This window comes from Burkholderia cepacia (genome assembly GCF_001718835.1).
GTDB lineage: Bacteria > Pseudomonadota > Gammaproteobacteria > Burkholderiales > Burkholderiaceae > Burkholderia > Burkholderia cepacia_F.
On sequence record NZ_CP013443.1, the window covers coordinates 2844968 to 2862501 of the forward strand.

At 65.7% G+C, this 17534-nt stretch carries 16 protein-coding genes and 1 tRNA gene; 7 read left to right on the forward strand and 10 right to left on the reverse strand.

The genetic code is table 11. From position 1 onward, the window contains the following. Positions 1–48: 48 nt before the first annotated feature. From WT26_RS16315 to WT26_RS16330, 4 genes are read right to left on the reverse strand one after another with little or no spacing between them, the layout of a single operon-like run. Positions 49–312, reverse strand: coding sequence for a PAAR domain-containing protein (locus WT26_RS16315; protein ID WP_069270443.1), 264 nt, complete (start codon positions 310–312; stop codon positions 49–51). Positions 313–335: 23 nt separating this feature from the next. Continuing rightward, positions 336–1820: a virulence factor gene (locus WT26_RS16320; protein WP_069270444.1), complete on the reverse strand. Its 1485-nt coding sequence runs from the start codon at positions 1818–1820 to the stop codon at positions 336–338. Next, positions 1817–4195: an effector protein Tle3 domain-containing protein gene (locus WT26_RS16325; RefSeq protein ID WP_155123119.1), complete on the reverse strand. Its 2379-nt coding sequence runs from the start codon at positions 4193–4195 to the stop codon at positions 1817–1819. Before WT26_RS16325 ends, WT26_RS16320 begins: the two co-directional genes overlap by 4 nt. Before the next feature lie 26 nt (positions 4196–4221). Beyond that, a complete protein-coding gene (locus tag WT26_RS16330; RefSeq protein ID WP_069270445.1) occupies positions 4222–7005 on the reverse strand; it encodes a type VI secretion system Vgr family protein in 2784 nt (927 codons plus the stop codon). 634 nt (positions 7006–7639) lie between these two features. Here WT26_RS16330 and WT26_RS16335 point away from each other — a divergent pair. Together WT26_RS16335 and WT26_RS16340 are read left to right on the forward strand one after the other, a co-directional pair. Continuing rightward, positions 7640–8188, forward strand: coding sequence for a hypothetical protein (locus tag WT26_RS16335; RefSeq protein ID WP_155123120.1), 549 nt, complete (start codon positions 7640–7642; stop codon positions 8186–8188). Positions 8189–8467: 279 nt separating this feature from the next. Then, positions 8468–8544: transfer RNA gene (locus WT26_RS16340), tRNA-Met, on the forward strand. Between the two features lie 193 nt (positions 8545–8737). Here the strand turns inward: WT26_RS16340 and eco are convergent. Then, complete coding sequence (eco, locus tag WT26_RS16345; RefSeq protein WP_069273277.1) at positions 8738–9238, reverse strand: serine protease inhibitor ecotin; 501 nt, start codon at positions 9236–9238, stop codon at positions 8738–8740. A gap of 140 nt (positions 9239–9378) precedes the next feature. Here eco and WT26_RS16350 point away from each other — a divergent pair, with 140 nt between their 5' ends. After that, positions 9379–9756, forward strand: coding sequence for a hypothetical protein (locus WT26_RS16350; protein WP_069273278.1), 378 nt, complete (start codon positions 9379–9381; stop codon positions 9754–9756). Between the two features lie 165 nt (positions 9757–9921). On the opposite strand, the gene WT26_RS16355 is transcribed toward WT26_RS16350, so the two are convergent. After that, positions 9922–10356 carry a hypothetical protein gene (locus tag WT26_RS16355; RefSeq protein WP_069273279.1) on the reverse strand — a complete coding sequence of 145 codons (435 nt, stop codon included), beginning with the start codon at positions 10354–10356 and terminating at the stop codon, positions 9922–9924. A 116-nt stretch (positions 10357–10472) separates the two neighbouring features. On the opposite strand from WT26_RS16355, the gene WT26_RS16360 reads away from it, so the two are divergent. Further along, positions 10473–10853: a DUF5594 family protein gene (locus tag WT26_RS16360; RefSeq protein ID WP_069273280.1), complete on the forward strand. Its 381-nt coding sequence runs from the start codon at positions 10473–10475 to the stop codon at positions 10851–10853. A 165-nt stretch (positions 10854–11018) separates the two neighbouring features. After that, complete coding sequence (locus tag WT26_RS16365) at positions 11019–12386, forward strand: MFS transporter (RefSeq protein WP_069273281.1); 1368 nt, start codon at positions 11019–11021, stop codon at positions 12384–12386. A 22-nt stretch (positions 12387–12408) separates the two neighbouring features. Here WT26_RS16365 and WT26_RS16370 read toward each other — a convergent pair whose 3' ends face one another. The 3 genes from WT26_RS16370 to WT26_RS16380 all read right to left on the reverse strand — a co-directional run bounded on the left by WT26_RS16370 (position 12409) and on the right by WT26_RS16380 (position 14787). Then, on the reverse strand, positions 12409–13002 hold the full coding sequence (locus WT26_RS16370) for an AAA family ATPase (protein WP_069273785.1): 594 nt from the start codon (positions 13000–13002) through the stop codon (positions 12409–12411). Beyond that, positions 12995–14416, reverse strand: coding sequence for an alpha,alpha-trehalose-phosphate synthase (UDP-forming) (gene otsA, locus WT26_RS16375; protein WP_069273282.1), 1422 nt, complete (start codon positions 14414–14416; stop codon positions 12995–12997). Before otsA ends, WT26_RS16370 begins: the two co-directional genes overlap by 8 nt. A gap of 173 nt (positions 14417–14589) precedes the next feature. Then, positions 14590–14787: a hypothetical protein gene (locus WT26_RS16380; RefSeq protein ID WP_069273283.1), complete on the reverse strand. Its 198-nt coding sequence runs from the start codon at positions 14785–14787 to the stop codon at positions 14590–14592. Between the two features lie 287 nt (positions 14788–15074). Between WT26_RS16380 and WT26_RS16385 the strand changes: the two genes are divergently transcribed. Next, positions 15075–15626, forward strand: a complete 552-nt coding sequence (locus WT26_RS16385; RefSeq protein ID WP_059530755.1) for a hypothetical protein — start codon at positions 15075–15077, stop codon at positions 15624–15626. Then, entirely contained in the window at positions 15623–16117 is a 495-nt protein-coding gene (locus WT26_RS16390; RefSeq protein ID WP_059649200.1) for a hypothetical protein, read from the forward strand. The genes WT26_RS16385 and WT26_RS16390 overlap by 4 nt, the downstream gene beginning before the upstream one ends. A gap of 62 nt (positions 16118–16179) precedes the next feature. Here the strand turns inward: WT26_RS16390 and WT26_RS16395 are convergent, their stop codons facing one another. Next, the gene (locus WT26_RS16395) at positions 16180–17517 is read right to left on the reverse strand and encodes an AAA-associated domain-containing protein (RefSeq protein WP_059900904.1); all 1338 of its coding nucleotides are present in this window, start codon (positions 17515–17517) and stop codon (positions 16180–16182) included. Positions 17518–17534 lie beyond the last annotated feature (17 nt).

Genomic DNA, 17534 nt, shown 5'->3' on the forward strand with positions numbered 1-17534 from the left:
CGGGCGGTAGAAAACCGCCCGCGGGAAGATCGGGAATACGCCGGCGCGTCAGGTACGCCCGGACGACGACAGGCTCGAAATCAGCGTCGCGCCGCATGACGTCTTGTGACCATCGAACGCGGCCGGCTTGCCTTCGACGATGAAGTCGGAATCGCCCTCTGCGATCACGCAGTTCTGGTGTCCGTCCATCGGACAGACGCACTGGTCGCCGAGCCGCGCGACCGGGCGGTCCATGACCTTGCTCATTGCGCTGCCCGTCGTGACCTTGCCGCCATGACTCGTCGCATCGCCTACCCGGATGATTCCGCGCATTGCGTCCGTCCTTGTTCCGTCGTTTACCAGGAATAGCCCTGCTGCCGGTATTGCTCGTCATAGCGCCGTCCCCACCACGGCAGGTACGCATTGCTTTCGCCCCGCGCCCGGAACCAGTCTGCGCCTGCGTCGATCGGCACCACCTGCTGCGGCGGCTTCACCACCACCGCCACCGGATGCTCGGCATCCGTCGTGCCCGCCACCAGTACATGCTCGCCCAGATGGTTCGCGCGGCCGATTGCCAATACCACGTCGGTCAGCGCTGTACCCGCGCCCATCTCGCCGAGCAGCCCCGGCGTGTTGAAGGTCTGCTTCTGGAAGTCGAATTCCGGCAGCGTCTCGGTCAGCGTGCGGCCCAGTGTGCCAATTCGCGACGACGAGGTATCGTTGCCCTTGCCTGCGTCGTGGATCACGTAGTTGAGGTCCGTCACCGGTACGTTCGCGTTCTGCGCAGCAGCGGCAATCGTGGCCTTCCATGCCTCGACGGCGCGCGTCGTTCCGGCCTTCGCCTCGAAGTCGTGCACGTTGCCCGTCGCAGCCTTGCCGATCCAGGCGAGCGGGGCGCGCTCGGTTTTCATGTCCGGGCCGGCAAGGATCAATAGCACCATGTTTTCATTGAGTTGCCCGTCCTTCGGCGGAAAACTCGGTGCATCCCAGTTCATCACCCACACGCTCTTCTGCGGGTTCGCCTGCAGGTAGTCGAGCGCCGCGTTCAGCGAGGTAAAGCCCGCGTTGGGGCCGCCGGGCGTCACACGCACATCGGGCGGGGTGTCCTTGCTCCAGAGATTCGGGGACCAGACGTTGCCGATATTGAACTCGCTGGCAATTTCATTGCGCAGATAGTCGTGTGCCTTAGCAGGGTCAAGGCGACCAGCCGGGAAGGCAAACTCGACGCGGATACCCGCCAGTTCACGCCACTGCCTTTTGTCCTCCGGTGCGACCGTGTAGAAGTATTTTTTATTCATCACGTACCGTTCGCCGAACAACAGCATAAGCGTATCGACATACTTCTCGTAAAAGCCCTTGAAGGTTTCCGATCCCCGGACGCCGCTAACAAGTGCCCCAATCGATTGGAGCGTCGCAAAGCTCTTCGGATCAGTCCGTACCATATCGTCATTGCGGTTCGGCTTGACGAGCCCCATTGTCCAGAGAATCTGCCACTCCGTCGGATAATCGCGCCGCTGCAGCGGGTTCAGCCATTCGAGCCCCACCACCTGCGCAACGAACGGCTTACCCGTGGTTGTCGCTGCTGCTGCCGTCGATGCGGTCTCGCGAGGCGTGGCTGCCTGCGCACGCCCGGACACCAACGCCGTCGCCAGCACGAACACCACAAACGCCAGCAGGGCCGGCAGCATCACCAGTCGTTTCATTACCTCTCCCATTGTCCAGCCGTCGGGCATCGCCCGGCTTCCGTTTACTGTCAGCATCCACATCACCAGGGCGGCCGCAATCATCGCGCCTACCGCCAGTCCCGCCCGACGCGGCCACGTTTCAAGCAGCGTGCTCATACTAGTGCCCTCGCCGCCAGATAAAGTGAACCCTCACGGTGATCCTCGATGCCATCGGGAATTTTGGCTTCGTCAACACGGTGCGCCCATTCGTAAAGCGACGCTTCGCCTGTCATCCCCTTATCATTCGGCACGTCTTTCATCGTCCCATCCGTGAAATACCTGGTGTATTTCCAGGCTGGATTGTCTTTATCCACGCCCTTCCACATCCGCCAGTCCGCCTCGATGCGTAGCGCCTTCCAGTCGTCCGCCGACAGATGACACACCCCGATCGCCACGTCATAGGCCAGCGCCTTCTGCGCGTGATCCGGGTTGGTCATCGTGGTCGAGTGATTCGTCGGGTTGTTGCGCTGGCCATCGATCAGGATCTTGGATATCCTGCTCTTATGCCAGGCGCTGTAGTCAGCGGATGCATCCGCAGGATTGTCCTCCCCTACCACCTTGCCATCGGCATTCACCCAGTCGGCCGGCGCAGAACTCAAAATCTGCACTTCGCGGCGCGCCTCCTGGCGCAGGACCGCATGATCCTCATACCGCTGCGCCGCCTCGCTCTGCTCCGTGCCCTGTGCGTCCGTGGCCGCTGCGTCTTCCCCGTTGCCCAGTTTCGAAGTATCTACCTTGTACGAATCGTACGGATCGTTCTCACTCCTGTCGGCCGCGCTCTTGCCTGCATTGCGTGCCGCCGACGGCGGGTCATAGCTCTCGTTGAATTGACTTGTAACCTTTGTGCCATCGAGGCCTTCCAGTTCGATCGCCTTCATCGGACGGCCGTACTTGATCGTCTGCGGCGCGAACGGTTCGTCGAGCCGCGGCGCCTCCAGCGGCACTTCCCATGTCTTGTTGGGCCCGATCCTCGGTGGCGGCTCGTTCACCCGCATATCCAACAGCAAGAGTCCAACCTTGAGGAAGGGTGCCGCGACGGCCGCGCCGAACACTCCCGGCAAAGAATGGTCTCCACGCAACTCTCTCACCAGCCCGTATTCCGCTTTCGACGACGCCGGGTAGAAGAAGTCCTTGTCATTCTTCCTTACCGACGCCCGCCAGTCGTGATCCCAGTAGTTGTACATCTTGAGAGACTCTTCGCCGACCACCCAGTTTGTCGCGAACACGCGCTGCGTAAAGATGCCCTGTCCCTTGGCCGCATCGATTTCTTTAGCACTCATCCCGCGCCAGCCAATCCCCTGCACCGGAGTCGCCGAAATCACCTGATCGTGCGGACAGCAGTACAGCGTCACACGCCCGTAGGTCTTGTAATTGTGTTCACCGATTTTCAGCCCGTGGTCTTTGCGGTCGCTCTCGGCCTTGTACGGCTTGCCGCCCTTCGTCGGCGAAGGCTGGTCATTTTCCATCTCCCGATTGATCGCGTCCGGAGCCAGCTCGTTATCCGCCTGCCTGCCGATGATCTGGAAAAAGTTCGCCAGGGTTTGGATGCGCGAGTTGTACGTCTGCCGGCCATGCTCGCCCTTCGGGTCCTTGTTCTTGCGCTGCGACCAGTTGTCAAGCGCGTTCGTTGCAACGACGCTGTACGGCGCACTGGCCAGCACGTAGGTATCCGCCACGCACTTACCCGTCTTGCCGTGGGGGTCCTTCACGGATGTCATCTTGCTGCCGAAGAACGCCGCGGTCATGCCGACCATGTTCCCCTGGCTATGACAGACGACGGTAATCGGCACATCGGCCTGCTTCTCCCGGATCGAGCGGATCAGGTTGGCCAGCCGCAGTGCGGCCAGGACCATGTATGCGCGCGGCGGCGTCGCATAGACGAGGCGATCCGTTGAGTTCATCCCCTGGACGGTCAGGAAGCCAAATACCCGGTCGTCGAGCCCCTTTGCCCATAGGTCGGCAAGGGAGCTGCAGCCGTTCGCAAACGGGCCGCCACCCCAGTAGTTCTGCTCGTTCAGGAAGACGTTGGCGCCGTAAAGCTTCAACTCGTCCTTGCTCGCCTTGTAGCCCCAGCGAAAGTGGATGACGGGCGAGAACGATGGATCATCCTTCACGTAGGTGTCGGGAAGGAGCTTGGGATTGAGATACCCGTCCGGCGTCAGGCTTTCCGTATATTGCACGGGCGACATCTGCCCGCCCTCGACGCCCTTGTACGTCATCTGGTCGTCGAGCCGCCCGAGCCGCCGGTTCAGGCCACGGCACAGGCCTTCCTCGGCAGCCGTAAACCACTCGCCTTCCGAGTTCACGCCGTGGACAAAGATGACGACGCCCGGCAACGGCATCTGTTTGGGGCAAACATAGTCGCTGTTGCTGAAAAGCTTGATGCCCTGCCCGCTGCCGACCTGGATGCGTGGCGACGATCCCGCACCGCCGGCCGCATCGGTCGCGGCGCCTGCCTGCGGCGCCGATGGATCAAGAGAGGAATCGGTCATGTTCCCTGAGTCTTCCCGTATTCAGTTCAACTGGTCTTCTTGAAAAAGTTCACGACGAACGACTCGAACTGGTTGCCGCTGAGCGGCGTCAGCTTGCCGTTGCTGTCGGTGACACCCTTGACGACCTGGCCCGAGGCGGTCCGGACTTCGCCCTCGAAGCCACTGACCGGCTTCCCGTCGGACGCCCTCACCAGTTGGGGCACGCGGCCGAGCGGCGCATTGTCAAAGGTCGGCAGGTCCGCACTCATGCTCGCGGCGCCGCCCCACTGGTGGCCCGCTGCCTTGACGACGAAGTTGCCGGGACAGCCCAGTTCGATATCCCCACCGTGCAGCTTCAGGTACGCACCGCCCGAGGTGACGAACACCACCTGGTCGCTCGCCGTGCCCGCGAGCTTGCCGCCCGCGGCCGTGAGCAGGATGTTCTTCGCCGAGTCGATCTGCGTGTCGCCCGCCTGGCTCTGCAGCCTGACCTTGCCCTGGTTGGCGATGGCGGAAAAATCCTCGGACTGCGCGAATACCGAAACACCGTGCCCCGCATGAAGGTTGATCCGTTGGCCGCCCGTCACCTGGACATGCTGCTGCGCCACCTGATCGATGTTCCCGCCCGCGTAGGTCACGTGCGTCTTCGGCGTGACGTTCACGGAGCCCGACTGCGCACCGAAGGCCATCAATGCCTGCGAACTGCCCGCGCCTGATGTGCCCTCGCTCCCGGAGCCGCCACCCGCCTGCCAACCCTTGAATGCAGTCGCCACCGCGTCCTGCCCGGCCGTGTCGGCCGCCTGCCCGCCGTGCTGGCCTGCGTAGTCGCCGAGCGACTTGAACAGTTCCGTGCACTCGCCCAGCAGTCTCACCAGTTCATCGCGGTCAAGCTGATTGCCGCTCGCCTGCGAGCGCGCATAGGTCGTCAGCAAGATGCCCTGCGCGGCCCGCAGGGCGGCCGCCGCGTCCGTGCGCAGTTCCGCACCCTCACCACGGGCGGTTCCCTGGCCGTTCTCGCGTGGGTGCGTCAGGTACCCCAGATTCAATTGGGTAAAGCCATGCTCACTGGACAATTGAGCACTGATCTGCGAGGGCGTATCGTCAAGACGCAGTTGATTGTGCCGCTGGCCTTTTATTTCCTGCGAACGCATCCCCGACAGGTAGCGGTTACCCGGCAGGTCCCCTGTCCGGCTGAACATCGCCGCCGGCATGTTGCTGCCGTTGCTGAAGACGCCCGCCACATACATCCGGTCAGGATCGCCATTGGCAAAATCAAGCTGCACTTCCATGCCCTTGCGCAGGACGGTCTGGCCGCCGAACGTGTCGCCCGCCCAGCCGCCGAGCACGCGCACCGAGGCGCTGTCGCGCGGCGTGCCGCTCGTGCCGGCGCCGTCCGCGTGGTCTGCCGCATCGAGCCCCTGGATCTGCACGTAGATGTCGCCGCGTTCCGTGCAGTACACCTCCTCGCCATCCGGCACCGTCACCACGCCCGTGATCGGATGCACACGCGGCAGGTGGACGCGCGGGTCGTACTGCGGCGTGAGCGGCGTGCTGCGCGGCACGCCGCTGAAGGTGTTCTCGTAGCGGCTCGGCGCGGTGCCGTCGAATGCGGCCGGACGCACGGGCGTGTCGACCGACACCGGCGGCTCGCCGAACGCCCAGCGGTTCGCATCGAAGAGCGCCTGCGCGCGTTCGTTCAGGTCCTTCGGCAGATTGTTCTCGCCGCGGTGATGCAGCGACGTGATCATGATGCGGCGCTGCGCCTCCGGCAGCCGGTCCAGCTCCGGATGACCCGTCACCGCGACCCAGCAGCACACCCCGAGGTCGCGCACGCCGCTTGCGCCGTTCGCCCGCACCGACGCCGCGCTGTGCGCGGCCACGATACCCCGCCCCTTGCGGTCATAGTCGGCCCACGACTCGGCCATGTGCGGCGGATCGAGCCGCACATCCGACAGCAGCTGCGCAAGGTCATTGCCGGCCGCCCCCTGGTCCACGCGCGTGCTGCCCTGGATCTGGTCCATCCGCGCCTGTTCGGCATTCCAACTGGCCCGCCGGATCGAGCCCGGCACCAGTTGCCGGCCCATGCACAGCAGCGTGAGCGCATCGCGGGCGCCCGTCGTGGCATCGGGTCGGTAGGCTACGGTGCCCGCCTTCGCGCGTTCGAGCTTCATCGTGTTGTCGAACAGCACCAGCGAGTGAAACGGCTTCCGGCTGTTGTCCGCACCGGCCTGACCGCTGCGCACGAACCACGAGATCCCGTCGCGGCGGCACAGGCGGCGGATGAAATCCGCGTCCGACTCCTCGATCTGCAGCGTCTGCTCGCGCACCGGGTACTGCGACCGGTCGAGCAGGGACACGTCGAGATCAAACGTGCCCGCCAGCGTTGAACTCCGGCTGCACCATTCCTGCACGAGTGACTGGACGATGTCCACCACGCTCAGGTTGCGGAAGATGCGGAAATTCATGCGCCGCTCGAGCACCGACAGGCCATCGCGCATGACCAGCCTGTAGGACGCGAGCCCCCCGTCGGATTCGCCCTCGTACGCATCAGTGACGATCCCGCAGACCGGCTGCGCATCGCCACGGTCCGTCATCATCTGAACCATGACGGGCTCGCCGAGGAACGTTTCGAGCGGGATGCCGGCCGTGGTCGAGATGCAGGCAAGCTGCCCCTCGATGCCGCCGCACAGCGACTCCTGGATATCAATGCGCTGGACCAGCAGCAGGCCGTCGAGGTCGTCGCGCCGGCTGCACCAGTAGAGGCGAAAGGGCCGGGCTTCCTGCGACGGCAGGGCGCCGGCAAATACGCGCGGGATGACGGGAGAATTCATGGCATGCCCTGGATCGCGATCACTGATTTTTGTTTGTTGGAAAACGCTTCCCGCTCATTCATGCGAAATGCTCAAACGCATAAATAACTGAAAACGCAATGAATTAAGCTCGCGAAATTATCAAATCGTTAGGCACCCTGTCAAACAAATGACATAGAAGAGTTGCGGTGACGTTAAATAGACAAAGCAGGGAAAATCGGAATCGGAATTTATTGCTTGAAAACCTGTGATTCGGTAATTATTGCGTGATTTTTGAGGCACTCCGGAGACTGGCGCAATCGCGATTTCAGTCACCGCTGCGAGTCTTCCCGCTCCGCTTTATCCGGCGACATTCAAGACGACCCCAGCCACTTATAACTCCTGCAAGCCATGGACAAGACTTGCGGTCTCGCTGGCACGCCCGTGCGCTGGCGTCTTTATCCCTTTGCAGGAGGTTTTTTTATGATCACTTCCCCGTCGAACATCTCGCAGCCTTCACGCCGACGCCGTCCATTTTTTGCGCCGCGTGTATTTCGCGAGCGCGGGCACGAGCCGCAACGTGCCCAGGAAAACCGCGCGTCACGAACCGCTGCCGTAGACATCGGGAAGCCAATCAGGCAGCCTGTCTGTCCAAAGTGACTGGTGCCGAGCGCAAATGAGCAGATCCGACGACGCAGCGAATTCGAAGGTGTCACCAGAGCAGACCACTATGGACGCGGCAGCCAAGGTGCTGCGCGCGGGCATTTGGCTCATCCGGAACGGGTACGGGAAGATGATGCTTCTACCCTACGCCGCCCCTTCGGGCTGCGCATGGCGGTGCGAATTCCACCCTGTCGATCGACCAGGTAAGGCGCTCTACCGGTACTCGACCAGCAGCAAAGCGAAGTACCTCGACAATCACTGCGGCGGCCCTATCCGCTCGGACGTCTCGGCGAAAGCACTGGCGCAAGCGATCATGAAAGGTGTACCCGACGACATCAAAGCGGCGTGCGAGGGAGATGCCTCACCGGAAACGCTCCGCTGGCTCGAGGGACTCGATACGGCACTCGACGCCGGCTTCCTGCCCGAGGCGTTCCGTGAGGACACCGAGGATTACTCACAGTGGGAACTAATCAGCCTGACGCGAGGAAACGGCGAGCCGATTCCGCCTCAACCCGGATATGTCAAACCAGGCGCGCAGCGCAGCGTTGCCGGTCGCGACTGACGCAACGGCGACGGCCTGGGCGGCCTGTTGAAGATTACATCCATTCACCAGCCGGATCTCGCCGAGCAGATCTCGGATAAAAACGAAGGTGGATTTTTGACGGGCGAGGAATTGCTGAACGGACTTGCACGCCAAAAGTTGGAAAAGATGGTCGAACCGGAGCCACAACTCGGTCCAGTATGCGAACGCGTAGCATCACAGCAAACAACGTTGAGTCCGCAACGTTCTCGTCAGGACGATTCGTTTGACGCGGTGCCGGGGTATGAGTACAATTCGCGCCGCGGGGTGGAGCAGTCTGGCAGCTCGTCGGGCTCATAACCCGAAGGTCGTAGGTTCAAATCCTACCCCCGCAACCAACACCGAAGCCCGCCATGCGAACGCAAGCGGGCTTTTTTGTTTTTGTCCGCGGTAACCTGCTGCATGCCCCGTTTCGCGGACATGTAATGACATCGGCCAGAAGCGAGCCCCTGTGCCGGCAACCAAAGTCCTCGTGGAGCCGCGCAGGCATCACCATTCCACGACACCCACGCGGCCCATCACTCCAACGCGTTACTGCACGACCGCGCGCTTCACGTCATCCGACGCCCGCCACACGCGATAGCGCACCTCGAAACCGTCCGGCACATAGACGACGAGCGGCAGGCGGCTGTTGTAGCGCAGCAGCTGGCCATCGCCGCGCACCTGCACGAACCGTTGCTGCGGCGCCTGGCCCGGGCACGCCATCAGCGTCGAGGCCGGCCCCTTCACGTCGGTGAGCTGGTAGTACGTATAACCCCAGCCCTTCACGTCCTCGGCGGTCAGCTCGCCGCCGAACCACTGCTGGTTGCAGTCGGTCTGCAACGTCTTGCCGATCATCAGCTCGACGCGCGCATCGCCTTCGTTCTCGAGCGCGGGCAGCGCGATCACGACGCGCTGCTGGCCGGCCGCCGGCTGCGGAAACATCTTGATCGACTCGGCCGTCACCGCGGCCTCCGGCGCCGGCCCTGCCGCGCATGCGGCGGCGCTCGTCACGCACAAGGCGGCCAGCGCGGCCCGGATCGCGAATTTCATCGAGGTACTCCTGAAAAACAAATGAGCTCCGGATGCTAACACTTTCGCCCGCCGACCTTACTTCGCTGTAATTTTGAGACACAATTGGTGGCAGATGCGCGGCGTTCCGCCTCTTATGATTCGCCCCAAGGGAGAACGCCATGATCAAGCTCATCGCCACCACCGCCGCCGTCGCCACGCTGCTGGCCGGCTGCGTCGTCGCCCCGGACGCCGGATACGGCTACGGACAAACCTATTACTCGGACCCCGGCTACGCGTACGGCCCCGCGTATGCGCCCGTGTACGGCACGGTCAACATCTGGGGCGGCGGTCGAGACTGGGATCGCCACGATTACCGGCGCGACGACCGCGACTGGCGACGCGACCGTGGCTGGGGCGATCGCAACTGGGGTGATCGCGGCAACGGCGGATGGAATCGCGGCAACCGCCCGACCGAAGGCAATCGCGCGAGCGGCGGCGCCCGGGATTGGCGCGGCGGCCAGGGCGACAACGACCGCGGTAACGGCCGCTGGCACTGACGCAATTGCAACCGTTTGTATCCGGTGCTGGCGCCGTGCAGCGGCGCGAATGACCCGGCATGTGCGCCATGACCGCGCAATTGCCACGACACCGGCGCGCCATCAACGAACAAGGCCCTCGCTCGATGCGAGGGCCTTCTGCTTTTCAACGGCACGAAGCCACGCTCACCATCCGCCCGGCTGCACATAGCCGTAACCGCCCGACGCCGGCGCGCCGCCGCACACATACGCGCGCTGGTAGCGGTCGTAGCAATAGCGCGGCTGGCCGCCGTAACCATAGCCGTCATCGTCCTGGTACTGCGCCTGCTGATAACCCGGCGCATAGGCCGGCGGTTGATACGCCGGCGCCTGGTAGTACGTCGGCGGCTGATAGGCCGGTGCCTGGTACACGGGCGCCTGATACGCGACGGGCGGATTCATCGCGGACGTCACGATCGCGCCCAGCACCGCGCCGCCGATCAATGCGCCGATGACGGCGCCGCCGTCGCGGCCATGCGCGGACGCCGGACCCGCCACGGCAAGCGAACCGGCGAGGACACACACTGCGGCAATTTTTTTCATGATGGGCTCCCACGCGAAGTGGTACTGGATGCGATGCATTGTGGCGGCAGGCGGCCGTAATAGATGCAGCAAGTGGTAACGCACGTTTACGCCGGACCGGCGAGCCAAAACGCGCAAGCGCCGTGCTACATTTTCGGGACCAAGGAGACGCCTTCATGCAGCCCGAAACCGCCCACCGTTTCGATACCGAATTCGCCCCGCGCATCGCACGGGCGATCGCCGCCTTCTTCGCCGATCACGTGCTGACCGACGTCGTCCCCTATGGCGGCCACGGGCACCCGTCGCAGGTCCGCGTCCGCAGCACGCCGCACGAGCATGTCAGCGGCTTCGAGCATCCGCTGAATCTCGAACTGACCTGGGACACCGACGAAATCGAGCGGCTGATGGAGCCGGAAGGCGAAGCGCGCTTCGAGCACTACCTGGCTGCCCTCCCGAAAAAGCTGGGCGCATGGGAAGGCGCGCGCGACATCGATCTCCTGTCGCGCACGCAGGCCGACCCGCTCGTGCGGCTCGGCGGCCTCGACTTCGAGGGATGATCGCGCGGGCCCGCCGGCCGGCGTCGACGACGCGTTGCGCGGCCCGGTGATACACTCGGCCGGCTCGCACCCGCAAGGGTCCGCGCCGCCTGCGCCTTCCCGCCGTCGAACCCCACAAGGACGCCCCAGCGCCGCATCCCGGCCCGGGGCCGACACGCTTTAGCCATGAATCCCGATACCGGCCTGCCGCTTCCGCAACGCTACTGGGCGATCGTCTGCGTCGCACTGGGCATCACGCTCGCCGTGCTCGACGGCGCCATCGCGAACGTCGCGCTGCCGACGATCGCACGCGACCTGCACGCGTCCGACGCCGCATCGATCTGGATCGTCAACGCGTACCAGCTCGCGGTCACGATCACGCTGCTGCCGCTCGCCTCGCTCGGCGAGCGCATCGGCTACCGCCGCATCTACATCGCGGGGCTCGCGCTGTTCACCGCGGCGTCGCTCGGCTGCGCGCTCGCCGGTTCGCTGCCGATGCTGGCCGTGATGCGCGTGATCCAGGGTTTCGGCGCGGCCGGCATCATGAGCGTCAACGCGGCGCTCGTGCGGATGATCTACCCGTCGGCGATGCTCGGGCGCGGGCTGTCGATCAACGCGATGGTGGTGGCGCTGTCGTCGGCGATCGGGCCGACGGTCGCGTCCGCGATCCTGTCGTTCGCGTCGTGGCCGTGGCTCTTCGCGGTCAACGTACCGATCGGCATCGCCGCGGTGATCGGCAGCCTGCGCGCGCTGCCGTCCAACCCGCTGCACGATGCGCCGTACGACTTCCCGAGCGCGCTGATGAACGCGTGCGTGTTCGGTCTGCTGATCACAGCGGTCGACGGGCTCGGCCACGGCGAAGGCCACGCGTACGTCGCGGCCGAACTGGCCGTCGCGTTCGTCGTCGGCTACTTCTTCGTGAAGCGCCAGCTGTCGCAGCCCGCGCCGCTGCTGCCGGTCGACCTGATGCGCATCCCGATGTTCGCGCTGTCGATCTATACGTCGATGGCGTCGTTCACGTCGCAGATGCTCGCGTTCGTCGCGCTGCCGTTCTGGCTGCAGCACTCGCTCGGCTTCTCGCAGGTCGAGACGGGCCTCTACATGACGCCGTGGCCGCTCGTGATCGTATTCGCCGCGCCGCTCGCGGGCGTGCTGTCGGATCGCTATTCGGCGGGCATCCTCGGCGGGATCGGGCTCGCCCTGTTCGCGGCCGGGCTGCTGTCGCTCGCGACGATCGGCGCGCACCCGGGCACCGTCGACATCGTGTGGCGGATGGCACTGTGCGGTGCGGGCTTCGGGTTGTTCCAGTCGCCGAACAACCGCGCGATGCTGTCGTCGGCGCCGCACGAGCGCAGCGGGGGCGCGGGTGGCATGCTGAGCACCGCGCGGCTGACCGGGCAGACGCTCGGCGCCGCGCTCGTTGCGCTGATCTTCGGGATCGCGCCCGCGCACGGGCCGACCGTCGCGCTCTATGTCGCCGCGGCATTCGCGGCAGTGGCCGCGTTCGTCAGCATGCTGCGCATCGCGTCGCCGCAGCCGAGCGCATCGGCCTGACCGGGCCGGCGCCCGGCGCGCATCACGTCTCGTCGAGCGCGTCCATCACGAAACGCACGCGCGCCTGCACGCTCTCGCGCGGCAGTTCGATCAGCCGGTAGCCGTACGACGTGTAGCACTCGACCATCGCGTCGTAGGTGCGCACGGCTTCCGCGAAATCCTGCCGGCGCTCGGTGTCCTGCGCATAGATGTCCGGCCAAGGCGGTGCAATGAACACGCGCCGGTGGTAGCGGAAGCGGTTGGCCGCGGCCTCCGCATGCGCGGGCACGGCCAGCCCCGTCAACCGCAGATAGCCGATCACGTCCGGCACGCCGCGATCGAAGAACACGGGCCCGCGCGCATGCCGCGCGAGCTCGTACGAGCGCATCTCCCAGCTCAGCATCAGCTCGGCAAACGCGGCCGGGTCGCGCCACGGCAACGCGGGGCCGTCGATCGCCATCTGGTCGCGAATCACGCCCCGCCCGGCTTCCTGCGAGCGCGCGCAACCGGCGTGCTCGAGCGCATCGAGCAACGTGCTCTTGCCCGAACCCGGGCCACCGGTCACGACGAAGAAGCGCCGGGCGGCCTCGTCTGCCCCGTCGTCCGCGCCGCCGCCCACTCGCGCGCGCTCAGACATGCGCGATCCGCCGGCCCGCGCGCCGCGTGACCGACGCGGCGGCCGCGACACTGCGCAAGTCGGCGACGAAGGTGTCGCGCCAGACCGACAGGTCGTTCCCGCGCAGCCGCGCGAGGTTCTCCTCGTGGCGCGCCTGCCGCTCCGCGAGCGGCATCGACAGCGCGCGCTCGAGCGCCTCGGCCATCTGCGACAGGTCGTACGGATTGACGAGCAGCGCGCCGGTCAGCTCGGCCGCCGCGCCCGCGAACTCCGACAGCACGAGCACGCCCGGGTCGGCCGGATCCTGCGATGCCACGTACTCCTTCGCGACGAGGTTCATCCCGTCGCGCAGCGGCGTCACGTAGCCGACCTGCGACATCCGGAAGAACGCCATCAGCAGGTTGCGCTCGTACTTGCGGTTGAGGTACTGGATCGGCGTCCAGTCGAGCTGCGAGAAGCGGCCGTTGATGCGGCCGGCCTCGCCTTCGAGCGTTTCGCGGATGTGCTGATAGGTCTGCACGTCGGAACGCGTCGGCGGCGCGATCTGCAGGAGCGACACACGCCCCTGCCAGCCCGGCGCATTCGCGAGCATCCGCTCGAACGACTGGAAGCGCTCGACGAGCCCCTTCGAATAATCGAGGCGGTCGACGCTCATCACGAGCTTGCGGCCGTCGAGCGCCTCGCGCAGCATCTTCACCGGCTTGCGTGAGCCGTACTGGACGGCCGCCTGTGCGATCGCGTCGGGATAGACGCCGATCGGATAGGCGGCGACCTTCACGACGCGCCCGTGCGCGTGCAGCATCCCGTCGTCGCTCGCCGCGCCGATGCCGCGCCGTTCGATGTAGTCGGTGAACGCCTGCTTGTCGGCCTCGGTCTGGAAGCCCGCGACGTCGTATGCGCACATGAACTTCACGAGCTCCTCGTGCGGCGGCACGAGACGCAGCATGTCGGGCGACGGGAACGGGATGTGCAGGAAGAAGCCGATCGGGTTTTTCACGCCGAGCTCGCGCAGGCAATGCGCGAACGGCAGCAGATGGTAGTCGTGCACCCAGATCAGGTCGTCGGGGCGCAGCAGCGCGGCGAGCTGCTTCGCCAGCATCGCGTTCACGCGCAGATAGCCCGCGTACTCCTGGCGGTCGAAGCGCGCGAGATCGCCGCGGTAATGGAACACCGGCCACAGCGTCGCGTTCGAGAAGCCGCGGTAGTACTGGTCGTAGTCGCGTCGGGTCAGCCCGACCGTCGCATAGGTCACGTTGCCGTCCCGCTGGATCGCGGGCTCGGCATCCGGCGCACCGACGATCTCGCCGTTCCAGCCGAACCAGACACCGCCCGTTTCCTTCAGCGCGTCCATCACGCCGACGGCAAGGCCGCCCGCGCTCGGGCGCGTGTCCTCGCCGGCGGCGACACGGTTCGATACCACGATCAATCTGCTCATGCGGCTTCCCCCTTCTTGATTCGAATAGCCGGCGCGCAAGGCGCGCGCCGTGACGGGCGCGGCAACCCGAAGGCTGCCGCGCGGCGATTCAGACGTGAGAAATGCGACGAAATGCAACGAAATGCAACGAAATGCGGCAATGGATGCGGCGCAGGAATGCAACGACAAGGACGTCACGCGTCCTGATCGACGCCGAGGTCGCGTTGATAGTCGAGCCCTTCCGGGCGGGCACCGCCCTGGTTGTGATCGCCGTCGGACGGCGTCTCGCCGGGCGCGCCGGCAGGCGGCGCGGATGGCGCATCGGTGCGCGGCCGCGGGCCGCCGGCGCCCGTGTCGGGCGGTTGCTGCGCAGGCCGTCTGGAACGGCGCATGGCTGGGTGTCTCATGGGTTGAACGGCGCACGACCGTCGTCGAAACATTCCATAACAAAACAGTCTAGGCGCGAAGCTTGCACGCCAGAGTAACAATTACCTTCAATTTGTAACGTTTCGACCCCTCGCCCACCATCTGCCAGACAATAGCGCCGCGCGCGTGCGCGAGGCCGGCCGCCGGCGATTTGTCAAAGCTTTGCATTTTTCCTATGACAATTGCGAAACAATGACGCGGCATGAGGGCGCGCACGCGTGGCCGCTCACCCAGACAGGACTTGCACTCAGGGATGAACACTCGTTTCGAATCGCCGCGCCGGGCCATCCCGGCGCGCGTCGTGCTGGCCGCGATCGCCACGGCCGCACTGCTGTCCGGCTGCAACTCGCTGTACAGCGAGGGCGCGACAGCCGGCGCCGGTATCGCGGGTGCCGCGATCGCCTCCAAGGTCACCAACAACGCCGCCGTCGCGACGGGCATCGGCCTCGGCGCCGTCGCCGGCGCGCGTGCGGGCGTCCAGTACACGCAGCGCGTCGCGCACCGTTACACCCAGGAGCAGATCGCGAAGGCGGCCGGCCCGCTCGACGTGGGCGGCGTCGCGCCGTGGTCGACGCACCACTCGTTCCCGATCGAGGACGACGAACAGGGCCGCGTGACGGTCAGCCGGATGATCAGCATCGGCCCGCTCGACTGCAAGGAAATCGTGTTCGCGGTCGATACGCCGGCGAAAGCCGACAAGGCCGCGCAATCGGCGTTCTACGTCGCCACGATCTGCCGCGACGGCCCCGTGTGGAAATGGGCGTCGGCGGAACCGGCGACCGAACGCTGGGGCGCGCTGCAATGAGCGTCGCGATTCGTATCGCGGCGATCGGTGCGCTGTGCGCGGCGGCGGCCACGCTGTCGGGCTGCGGGTCGGTCGGCGCGGCGAGCGGCGCGCTGGCCGGCGCGGCGACGGGCCTCGTCACCGCGAACCCGGCGGTCGGCGTCGGTGTCGGGATCGCCGTGCAGGCCGCGACCGACGAAGCCGTGAACCGCACGATGAAGCAGCTCCATCAGAATCAGCAGGATGCAATCGCGAAGACGGCCGGCAGTCTCGCCGTCGGCGAAGTGAAGCCGTGGAAGGTGAAGAACACGCTGCCGCTCGAAAACGGAGAAGGCGAAGTGCGGGTCACACGCGCGTATTCGTCGGCGCTCGCGCTGTGCAAGGAGTTCGCGTTCTCGGTGAAGGACGGCGACAAGGCCGACTGGTATTTCGCGAATGCGTGCCAGCAAGGCACGCACTGGAAGTGGGCGTCGGCGGAGCCGGCCGTCGACCGCTGGGGCAACCTGCAGTGACGAGCCGTGCCGCGTGACGCGCGGTGCCCGCTGCTGCCGGGCCGGGCGGCCCGGCGCGCCGGTCAGGACTCGACGTCCTCGAGACTGAAGATCTCCGTCTGGTCGTTGTACGAGAAGATCTCGCCGTAACGGCCCCAGTCGATCACCGCGTCGAGCGTTTCCTCGGCGGCTCCGTCGGACAGGAAATCCTCCAGCTCCTGCTCGAAGCGCACGCGCGGCGCGCGATGGCCCGGACGCTCGTTCAGCACCTTCTTGATCCGCGCGGCCAGCGGCACGTGCTTCAGCAGGTGGTCCGCGAACATCAGCTTGCGCTCCTGCGTGCCGAATTCCGCGAACACGCGCCCCGGCGGCGTCAGGAACACGTCCCCTTCCCGCACGTCCGCGAAGCCGAGGTATTGCAGCACTTCGGCGATCGGGAACAGGTCGTCGACCTCGAGGTGCAGCGTACGCGCGATTTCCGGCATGTCCGCGCGGCCGTGGTACGGCGCCATCGCGAGCGTCTCGATCAGGCCGGCCATCAGGTTGGTCGACACCTGCGGCAGCCAGCTGCCGAGCTCCAGCCCCTTCTTCGTCGCTTCGCCGGTCTGGCGTGCGGTCATCTTCGCGTAGATGTCGTCGACGAGCTTGCGGAACGCCGGGTCGAGCCGGTTGCGCGGATGCTTGAACGGCACCTTGATCTCGGCGATCACGCGGCCCGGGTTCGACGACAGCACCAGGATCCGGTCGCACATGAACACCGCTTCCTCGATGTTGTGCGTGACGATCAGCACCGACTTGATCGGCATGCGGCCCTGCGTCCACAGGTCGAGCAGGTCGGTACGCAGCGTCTCCGCGGTCAGCACATCGAGCGCGGAGAACGGCTCGTCCATCAGCAGGATCGTCGGATCGACGACGAGCGCGCGTGCAAAGCCCACACGCTGGCGCATGCCGCCCGACAGCTCGCGCGGGTACGCGTTCTCGAAGCCGTCGAGGCCGATCAGGTCGATCGCGGCGAGCGCACGCTCGCGCCGCTCGCGCGCGCCGACGCCGAGCGCTTCCAGCCCGGCTTCCACGTTCTGCAGCACGGTGAGCCACGGGAACAGCGCGAAGGTCTGGAACACCATCGCGACGCCTTCGGCCGGGCCGCGCAGCGGCTTGCCGAGGTAGGTCACCTCGCCGCCGGTCGGCTCGATCAGCCCGGCGATGATGCGCAGCAGCGTCGACTTGCCCGAGCCGGAGCGGCCGAGCAGGCCGACGATCTCGCCTTCGCGCAGCGACAGGTTCGCGTCGTCGAGCACGAGCAGCTCGCCCTGCGTCTTGTTGAAACCGCGACAGACGTGATCGACGCGCAGGATTTCCTCGCCGAGGCGCGGCGGCTGGTTCGTCTGGACGGGGGCGTTTACAGCATTCGGATTTTGCATCGCGTTTCGCTCTCAAT